This is a genomic window from Kitasatospora sp. NPDC058048 (assembly GCF_042885555.1).
GTDB classification, from domain to species: domain Bacteria; phylum Actinomycetota; class Actinomycetes; order Streptomycetales; family Streptomycetaceae; genus Kitasatospora; species Kitasatospora lactacystinica.
In genome coordinates this window covers 1-8,627 of the sequence record NZ_JBHVRT010000086.1, presented here as the reverse complement: position 1 = coordinate 8,627, position 8,627 = coordinate 1, and the positions used below count along the sequence as shown (strand labels likewise).

The window sequence follows — 8,627 nt, the reverse complement described above, 5'->3', positions numbered from 1 at the left end:
CGTCTGCTCCGCAGACATGACGCGCCGTCACTAGCGTGACGGAGCGTTGCGGCGCCCCTCCGGGGCGCAGTAGCGGAGGGTAGTTGCGGCGCGTCCGCGCCGCTGGTCTGCGCGGGCTCGGCCTGGTGGTCGGACTTCCCTTCGCCGGGGTGCCGGCGCTCCGCACCGGCGGGCCCATGACACCTCGTCTGGGCCCGGCCTAGGCAATATTTCTGCTGGTCAGTGGGGGTTTTGGCGCACTCCGTGCGCCTGGCTGACCGGGAGGAGGGGGTGGGCCCTCGCCTTCGACGCCGCCCTCTCGCCCCGCGATGGCCAAGGCCCACACCCCGACCACCTGACTGCATAGTGTCACAGACCGTAGCCCCGCCACAAGACCCCACCCCACACGCCATCACCCACTGTCAGTGGTTCAGACCTCCCGCAGTGGTCTGAACCACTGACGCCGGAAAGGTCCACCAACAGACCCAAACAATGCCCGCGACCCCGTATCAGAATGCCGCCATCAGCCAACCCTGCCGCAGACGGCCTCCTCATCCGGCCGCACCCCACAGAATGCATCACCCCGAACCCCCGTACAGACCCAGGAATCCACCCCCAAACCCCCTCAGAAAACCACCCCCGCCCGCCGTTGACGATGTGACGCGAAATTCCAGTGCAACCACAAACCCCACCCCCGAATCCCCATGCAAAAACCCCATCAAAACCGCCATGCAAATACCCCATAACTCGGGGACGGCACCGAGCAGGCCCCGGCGCAGCGCGGCGCCGTCGGCAGGCCGGCGGGCCGACGGAACGGCGGGCCGGGCGACCAGCGGGCCCCGGCCCCACCCCCAGGACCCGGGCACCGGGCGCAGCGCCCCGCTCGGTGCCGGCGCCCTGCACCGCACCGGGCACGGCCCCCAGGACGACACCCCGGCCCGGCCCCCAGGACAGGCGGGCGGGCGAGACGCACCGGCCGGGCCTGGCCGTCCATCCGGCCGGCCTTGGGGTGGGCGGGGGCGACGCGGCGCAGCCCGGAGGCGAGGCGTGGACGGTCTCCTGGTTGCCGGGGCTACGGGTGGGTGCGGCGGTGGCGTCCGGTGGGGCGGGTCGGGTCGGTGAGCGGGGGCAGGTCGAGGGCGGTGGGGTGGCAGATTCCGCGCGGGCCCGTCGACACCCCGCGTACGCTCTGGTCCAGCGGAAAGGGGAGCGGCGATGGAGCGGGTGGTCGACCTGGACCAGGCGGCGGTGGAGGTGGCCACTCGGATGTCGGGGTGGCGGGTCGGCGGGCTGACGGTGGGTGAACTGACCTGGCGTGATCATGCGATCCCGTGGTCGCAGCAGTTCTTGACGAACCGGGCGCGGGTGGGCGATCCCGACTCGGTGGGAGTCACGCTCGCCCGCGGGGAGGACCAGGCCCTGGAGGTGGTGCTGTACCGGGGTGGCTGGGCCGATGTGGACTTCATGTCCGGTGACGACGGCGGAGCCCTGCCGGCCGCGGACATCACCTCCGCAGCGGACTTCGGCCGGCGCCTGGACCGCTGGGTGGCCCACGTGTTCGGGGCCCGCCCTACGGGCTGACCACTGGGCCGCACCGGCCTTCGGCACCACCCCCGAGAGGCCTGGCCGCCCTTCGCCGTGCCGAGGTGTACTGGCCGGTGCTGCGCGAGCAGCGGTGGCAGCGGATCCGCGAGACCGACCCGCAGTGGGCCGCCATGATGGAACAGATCACCAAACGGCCACCCCGCCACCAAAAACGCTGACAACCACCCAGAGGGGGCCGCCAGGCCCCGAACAGCGGCCCCGGACGGCCCCAGGCCCGGCCCGGACAGGCAGGCGGCAGGCGGCGCAGCACCACCACGGCGAGCACCACCAGAACCACGACGACGACCCGGCACAGCCGGCGCAGCACGAGCACCGGGACGGCGAGACGGACACCGGCCCTCCCGCCGACAGCGACCAGGCGCGCGGCCCGCCGAGGGCGGGCCCAGGGGTTCAAGGTCTCGTCCAGCCGACTGTCGGTGGGTCAGTGCCGGACTCCGGGTGAAGGTCTCTCTGGAGACCGCCTCGCGCGTCTCATCAGCCCCAGCAGTTCCGTTCGCCGAACGGTCACTGTGACCGTTCGGCGAACGCTTCCGTGAACTCCGCATTCCGGGCAATGGCTAGTTGACCTGCTGCTCTGAGGTTCAGAAACAGGCACTCAGGGCCATCCTGACAGGCCGGGCGCAGTGGCGTACGAGGTGGTGGGCGAGGGCGGCGACGGTGGGGTCAGCGGCCTCTGGTGTTGCTGGCCCAGACCGCGGTGTGGTCAGCCTTATAGAGGACCAGGTTGCCGTCGTTCTGGAATGCAAAAACCGAGCCCGAACCGGCCCACCAGGTGCCCGTCGACCACAAGGCGGAACCGTTCGCATCGTAGACGACGAAGTTCCCGTCGGCCTGCATCAGCGCGTACGCACCCGGGTGGTTGTACGTGCCGCTGGCCCAGATCGCCGTACCGTCCATCTTGTACAGCACGAGGTTGCCGTCCGCCTGCATGCCGAACACGTAGGTGCGGTCGTAGTTGCAGTACGCATCACCCGCTTGTATGGCCGAGGTCGACGATTTCCAAGCGATGTCCGCTTTCTGGGCCGGCGCCCAGCAGGTCGCAGCCAGGCCGGTTCCGGCAGCAAGTCCGGTTGCCACACGGGATCCCGACGCAGGCGAGGCAAAGCTAGACGGAGAGCCCCCCGGCTCCGCCGCAGACGCACTGCCAGCCAGCGGGGCCAGCAGCAAACCGGCGCCGAGCGCAGCGATAACGATCTTCCGCACTTCCATTCACCTTCCAAAGGACAAGCCCCCTCCCGATCGGGCGGCGGCAAACGAAATCTACAACGGCACCTCGTGCACGCAGAGATCAGTCAACTTTGACGCACTAAATTCGAATGCGCAGAATCCGATTCCAGGCCACGGGGGTCAAATTGCGGAAATCTCGCGACAAGAATCTGAAAGCGAATTAATTGGCACTCTTCTTCAGCCTGCTTCTTCGACTCCGTTCGCTCGATGTCCTGTTGTGGCCCGCCGGTCTGCACCGCCCGGGCACGACTTCGAGACTAGAAAGCGGACGCCCGTCGGAATGTGCGCTCCGTGCGGGGATCCTCGACGCTCCGTGCGAGGGCCCCGGCAAGGCTCTGTCTCCGGAACTCGGTCGGAGTGAGCCCGTAGGCCTGACGGAAGGTCCGGCTGAAGACGGTCGCGCTGCTGAACCCCCAACGGTTCGCTATCGACTGCACCGTGTACGCGTGGAGCCGGGTGCTGGCGAGGTCCTCGTGACAGCGCTCCAGCCGGCGGCGGCGGATCCAGGCGTGGACGGTCTCCGACTGCGGGTCGTGGGAGCGGAACAGCTGGTGGAGGCTGCGCAGCGAGATGTTGTGCCGCGCGGCGACGGTGCCCGGGGTCAGCTGCGGATCGCCGAGGTTGTCCTCGATGAAGGCGCGGATGCGCTCCAGCAGCACCCGCGCGCGGACCTCGACCGGCAGCTGCCCCGCGTCGTCGAGCCGCTGGGCGAGCAGGGCTGCGGCGAGTTCCACCGCGACGGTGCCCAGCCTGCGCAGCTCCGCCGCCTCGCAGGTGTCGCCGTGGGCCTCCAGACTGTCCAGGAAGCTCATCAGCACGGCCGCGACCCCGTGTCCGCCGGTGAGCCGCCCGGCCAGCAGCCGCTCCAGGCGCCGGCCGGGCAGCGGGAGCAGGGTTCGCGGGAACTGCAGCATCGTCAGCCGGACCGGGCCGGGTCCGGGCGGGATCCGGGTGTCGGACGGGTGCGAAGTGTCCCAGAGGACGAACTCGCCGGCCCCGATCCGGTTCTCGTTTCCCGACTGGGACAGCACTGCGGCGCCCTTGCGGATCAGCGCCAGCTGGTACTGCTCCGGGTCACCGCGCCGGATCAGGGCCGGTGTCCGCCGCGACCGCAGCGGCGAGAAGACGAACCGGGCCATCCGCAGCGGCCCCAGGTCCAGCATTTCGGCCTCGGCGCGGAACTCGGTGGACGGTTCCGGGCTCATCGCCGTCGGCATCACCGTCTGCGCGACCGTGTCGTTGAACCAGTCGAACCGTTCGCTCGGCCGCACGGTTTCAGGCAGCAAGGAAATCCACATACCGCTTTCCCCCCGAAAAGTGGATGACAGGGACTCACGTCCCACACGCAAGGCTGGTTCCGCCGGGGGCATCATGCCACCGAAGAGTGCCCTCGTGGGGGAAGCCGGGGCGAGCGGTCAGAGCACCCACGGCCACGGCCCAGGGGCGGGGCGGCGGGACAAGCGGGGCAGGCGGGTGGGACGGCGGGGCAGGGTGTGGTCAGCGGTGCAGGGTCAGGTGCCGAACAACGTCGACGTAGCCGCCGGACGTGGCGATCGAGTGTCCTTCGATCGGAGGCCGGGGTGCCTGGGGCAGGCCGGCGTCCCGCAGGAACCAGGTCGCCTGCTCGGTGCGCTGGCGGACCAGTTCGCTGTAGAAGGCGCCCGCCTCCCGTTCGAGGAGAGCGATCGCGGCGTCCGACGGGCAGGGCGGGTAGCAGGCCAGCGCCAGTCCTTCGACGGCCCGCTGCCAGTCGGCGAGGTAGCCGTTCACCAGGCCGATGGTCTGCAGTGCGTCCTCGCGGCGCTGGGCGGGGGTGCGCCTCAGGCCAACAAACGGACCGTCGTCCTCGTCCAGGTACGCCTCCTCGTAGTCGTCCTCGCTGAACGCGCTGAGGGTGTCGGGGATACCGGCGACGGCGGCCAGGTACTCGGCGGCGGCCTCGTGGTACTCGGCGGGCAGGGCGGCGAACACCTCGGCGTAGGCGGGCGAGGCCAGGGCGTCGGCGGCGGTGAACGGCGGAAACGGCTCACCGGGCTTCGGGAACAGCGGGCCGGCGGGGGCGGTGTCGGTCACGATGGGGCTCCTGGTCGGCGCGGTCGTCGCCGCGCGGGTGCGGGGCGGTCGGGTGGTCCAACGAGAACGGCCGGCTGTACGGGGTGGGCCGGCGTGTGGTCGGTGTAGGGTCCGCGACTCCCTGCGCACTGGTTCCAGCGGAAACACCGGAATCCGGGCTCGATGCGCAGTCGTCCGGTCGGCCGGGGATACGCAATCCCTCGGGGGCGCCGTGGTCTGACGATGGACCGCCTTCGGTATCGACGCTGGTCACGAGATCCATTGCGCACGCAGGCCCAGAATTGCGCATCGAGTGCGCATCCGGCGCGGCCGTTGCGCATGGAGACGCGGAACCTACAGTCGGCGGTGCGTGTAGGATCTCGCGGCCCGTGTCGGACGGCGGTCCCGTGACCTGCGGGTTCGTACGCAGTCTCACGTCGTGTCGGATGCACGGCGTCTCAGCTCCGTGTCGGAAGTCGACGGGGCGGGCATCCCGGGCGCAGCACCGCGCCGGCGGCGAGCGGCACGCTGCGACCAGGAGGCGGCGTAGGTCAAGGATGGACGACAGGATCGCGGCGGGGACGGCGCAGCAGGGGCCCGGCTCGGCGACAGGGCGGGCGGGCCCTTCGCCGGCCTTGACCGGCGGCGTGGTTCCCCGGGGGGTCCGGCGCCGCTGTGGTTGAGTCGAGCGGGACCTCGCCGCGGCGGCTTCGGCCGGCTACGGCCGCGGGTCGACACTGCGGACCGGCGACGACCAGCAGCAGCGTGGGTGCGGGACCATGCTCGACCACCGTCCGGCCGACCACGTCGTCGCCGACCACTTCCGTCTCTGGCTCATCGCCGGGACGCCGGTGGTGGACGGCCAGGTGCAGCGGTGGCGCGACTGGGCCCACCGGCTGCGGGGGAACTACGAGGCCCACTACCTCGGACACGGCGACCCCCAGGTCGCCGCGCACCTGGACCTCGCCCTCTCGGTGGCCGACCGCGCCCAGGTCGGCGAGCACACCCCGGAACAGCTCACCGCCGTCCTCGACGCCCTGGCCGCCGCCGAGCACGCCTTCCTGCAGACACTGAAGGACATCTGACGTGGGCGGCACTGCACCCGGCACCACGACGAGCAGGAGCAGGACGACCGGCTGATCCACCGCACCGCAAGACCGGGCCGACGACGGGCCGGGCCGGGAACTGAACGGCGTCCCACCGAAGACCGGTGGGACGGCCCAGCAGGCGGGACAGGACGAGCAGCAAAGAGCCGGCGACGGCGACGGCCGGGTCTCGCTCGGCCGGCCGTCGGTGGGTCAGTGCCGGACTCCGGCCGCCGTCCACGCGGCGGTGATCTCGCCGTAGGCGTCGACAGGTCGAGCATCAGCACCGACACCACCTTCTAGCCGGGACCTGGCCGAGTACGCCGCTGCGGTGTCCGCCTGCGGCCGGGACCTGGACCCCGATGACGACGAGGACGGCGGCGTGGACGAGGACCTCGTCTTCGTGCTCAGCGGGCTGGTACTGGTCCACGAGACCGGCCTGACCACCAGTGAGGGCCTCGCCCTGGCCGCGGTGGGCGCGATCGCCTTGGCGATGCCCCGCACCATCACCGTCGACAACGACCCGGTCGGGCAGCTGCCCGAGCTCGCGCACCACCTCGACCAGGCCGTCGCCGCCGGACGGCGCGCCGCGGCATAGCGCTTCTGGCTCGTACGGCGGCCCGCTCCCTCGGTTGGGGGCGGGCCGTTGCTGTGGTCAGCGGCGCGGCACGCTCTCAGCCGCCGTTGCGCGAGCACATGGCGAGGAGGATGAGCCCGATGATCACGATGGCGACCCAGCCCAGACACCCCACCCCTTCGGGGTCACCGGGCGCGATCTGCGCGGCACCCCCCGGCTCGACATTGGGGTGCTTGTGGGCGTAGTGATCAAGCATGCTCTGCCCTGCCGTGGCCTCAGTGGTCCACCCGGTCTTGAATCCGCACTCGCCGCAGTGTCCGCGGAACTTGGCCATCGATCTCCCCTTACCCGTCGCGTCTCACGTCATGGCGGGCCGCCCTGGCCGGTCGCCACCGGCTTCGAGCCGCCCCGCTCTTCTCCTCCGGAGGACTCACCACAGATGTGGTACCACATCTGTGGTGGTACCTTCAAGTAGTAATAGTGAAAGGACATTTGACGGTGAATCATGATCGGCGAGACCTGTTGCGCGATGCGGCCATCGACGTGCTGGCCGAGGAGGGCGGGCGCGGGCTGACACACCGGGCCGTCGACACGGCCGCCGGGGTGCCGTCGGGCACCACCAAGAACTACTTCCCCACGCGGGACACCCTGCTGGGAGCGATAGCCGAGCGGTGTGCCGAGCAGTACCGCATGGCCGCCGAACAGCTCGCGGCCGCAGGCCCGGGACCAAGCGACCGCGAGGGCCTGGTGGTCATGATCACAAGCCTGCTGGAGAACGTCGCCGGACCGGGCCGTCACAGGATGCTCGCCTACCTCGAACTGCAGACCGAGGCCACCCGCCGGACCTGGCTGTCAGCGATCCTGGACCAGATCGCCGCAGCCGACTTCGCCGCCTTCGAATACGCCCAGCGCGCGGCCGGCCTGCCCGTCACCCCGCAACGGTCCGTCACCGTCACCCTCGGCCTGCACGCCGCCATCCCGCACCTGCTCGTCGCCGGCCCCGCCAGCCTGGCCGCCGCAGGCCTCGACGACCTGGACCGCTTCGTCCGGGACCTGCTCGCCTCGGTCTACCCCTAAGGCCTGTCTGATAATTGATCTTGTGGCAGGTCGAGGCGAGTTGACGGACGCGGCGTGGGAGCGGATAGAGCCCCTGTTGCCGCAGGTGGACGGGCGTGGCCGTCCGTGGCGTGATCACCGGCAGGTGGTCAACGGAGTGCTCTGGCGGCTGCGGACCGGGGCTCCGTGGCGTGATCTCCCGGAGCGGTACGGTCCGTGGCAGACCGTCTATGAGAGGTTCGCCCGCTGGGAGGTGGACGGCACCTGGGCCAAGCTGCTGGAGCATGTTCAGGTTCGCGATGACGCGGTGGGGCGGGTGGAGTGGACCGTCGCGGTCGACTCCACGGTCAACCGGGCCCACCAGCACGCCGCGGGCGCCCGCAAAGAGGGGATACAGACGGGGACGAACTGGAAGATCCGGGCCGCTCGCAGGCGCGCCAGGCCCTCGGCCGGTCCCGGGGAGGGCTGACCACGAAGGTCCACCTCGCCGTCGACGGCCGGGGCCTGCCGCTGTCGATCGTGCTCACCCCGGGAAACGTCAACGACACCACCGCATTCGCCGACGTCCTCGACGGCATCCGCGTCCCGCGCGCCGTCACGGGCCGCCCACGCACGACACCGGATCGCGTGCTGGGCGACAAGGCCTATTCCAGCAGGGCGATCCGCCACCTGCTGCGGCGCCGGGGCGTCGCAGCCACGATCCCCGAACGCCGCGACCAGGTCGCCAACCGCCAGCGCCGAGGGCGCCCCGGCGGCCGGCCACCCGCCTTCGACAAGGCCGTCTACCGTGACCGCAACGTGGTCGAACGATGCTTCGCCCGCCTCAAGCAGTTCCGCTCCATCGCGACCAGGTTCGACAAGCTCGCCGACCGCTACCGCGCCGGAGTCGTCCTGGCCTCCCTGATCCTCTGGCTCCGCGAACCAGCCAGATGATCATTTGTCAGACAGGCCCTAGCGCGTGTCTCGTAATTGATCTCGGCAGGGGCTATTTCTCGTCGGCTCGCAGCCACAGGATCAGTGAGGCGAGGACGACGCCGGCTCGGTAG

8 protein-coding genes and 1 pseudogene are annotated in these 8,627 nt (G+C 70.6%); 5 read left to right on the top strand and 4 right to left on the bottom strand.

Translation table 11 applies throughout. The annotated features are described in order from the left end of the window. Positions 1-1,194 precede the first annotated feature (1,194 nt). Positions 1,195-1,560 carry a hypothetical protein gene (locus tag ACFVVA_RS41785; protein WP_387319898.1) on the top strand — a complete coding sequence of 122 codons (366 nt, stop codon included), beginning with the start codon at positions 1,195-1,197 and terminating at the stop codon, positions 1,558-1,560. 687 nt (positions 1,561-2,247) lie between these two features. Here ACFVVA_RS41785 and ACFVVA_RS41780 read toward each other — a convergent pair. The 3 genes from ACFVVA_RS41780 to ACFVVA_RS41770 all read right to left on the bottom strand — a co-directional run bounded on the left by ACFVVA_RS41780 (position 2,248) and on the right by ACFVVA_RS41770 (position 4,884). After that, positions 2,248-2,787: a hypothetical protein gene (locus ACFVVA_RS41780; protein ID WP_387695947.1), complete on the bottom strand. Its 540-nt coding sequence runs from the start codon at positions 2,785-2,787 to the stop codon at positions 2,248-2,250. 281 nt (positions 2,788-3,068) lie between these two features. Beyond that, complete coding sequence (locus ACFVVA_RS41775) at positions 3,069-4,109, bottom strand: helix-turn-helix domain-containing protein (protein WP_387695946.1); 1,041 nt, start codon at positions 4,107-4,109, stop codon at positions 3,069-3,071. A gap of 199 nt (positions 4,110-4,308) precedes the next feature. Beyond that, positions 4,309-4,884: a hypothetical protein gene (locus ACFVVA_RS41770; RefSeq protein ID WP_387695945.1), complete on the bottom strand. Its 576-nt coding sequence runs from the start codon at positions 4,882-4,884 to the stop codon at positions 4,309-4,311. 758 nt (positions 4,885-5,642) lie between these two features. Between ACFVVA_RS41770 and ACFVVA_RS41765 the strand changes: the two genes are divergently transcribed. Further along, on the top strand, positions 5,643-5,948 hold the full coding sequence (locus ACFVVA_RS41765; protein WP_387695944.1) for a hypothetical protein: 306 nt from the start codon (positions 5,643-5,645) through the stop codon (positions 5,946-5,948). Between the two features lie 331 nt (positions 5,949-6,279). Beyond that, complete coding sequence (locus ACFVVA_RS41760; RefSeq protein ID WP_387695943.1) at positions 6,280-6,546, top strand: hypothetical protein; 267 nt, start codon at positions 6,280-6,282, stop codon at positions 6,544-6,546. A 76-nt stretch (positions 6,547-6,622) separates the two neighbouring features. Here the strand turns inward: ACFVVA_RS41760 and ACFVVA_RS41755 are convergent, their stop codons facing one another. After that, entirely contained in the window at positions 6,623-6,859 is a 237-nt protein-coding gene (locus tag ACFVVA_RS41755; RefSeq protein ID WP_387695942.1) for a hypothetical protein, read from the bottom strand. A 164-nt stretch (positions 6,860-7,023) separates the two neighbouring features. Between ACFVVA_RS41755 and ACFVVA_RS41750 the strand changes: the two genes are divergently transcribed. Both ACFVVA_RS41750 and ACFVVA_RS41745 read left to right on the top strand, forming a co-directional pair. After that, the gene (locus tag ACFVVA_RS41750) at positions 7,024-7,602 is read left to right on the top strand and encodes a TetR/AcrR family transcriptional regulator (RefSeq protein ID WP_387695941.1); all 579 of its coding nucleotides are present in this window, start codon (positions 7,024-7,026) and stop codon (positions 7,600-7,602) included. Positions 7,603-7,624: 22 nt separating this feature from the next. Then, a pseudogene (locus ACFVVA_RS41745) lies at positions 7,625-8,536 on the top strand (IS5 family transposase). Positions 8,537-8,627: the final 91 nt, after the last annotated feature.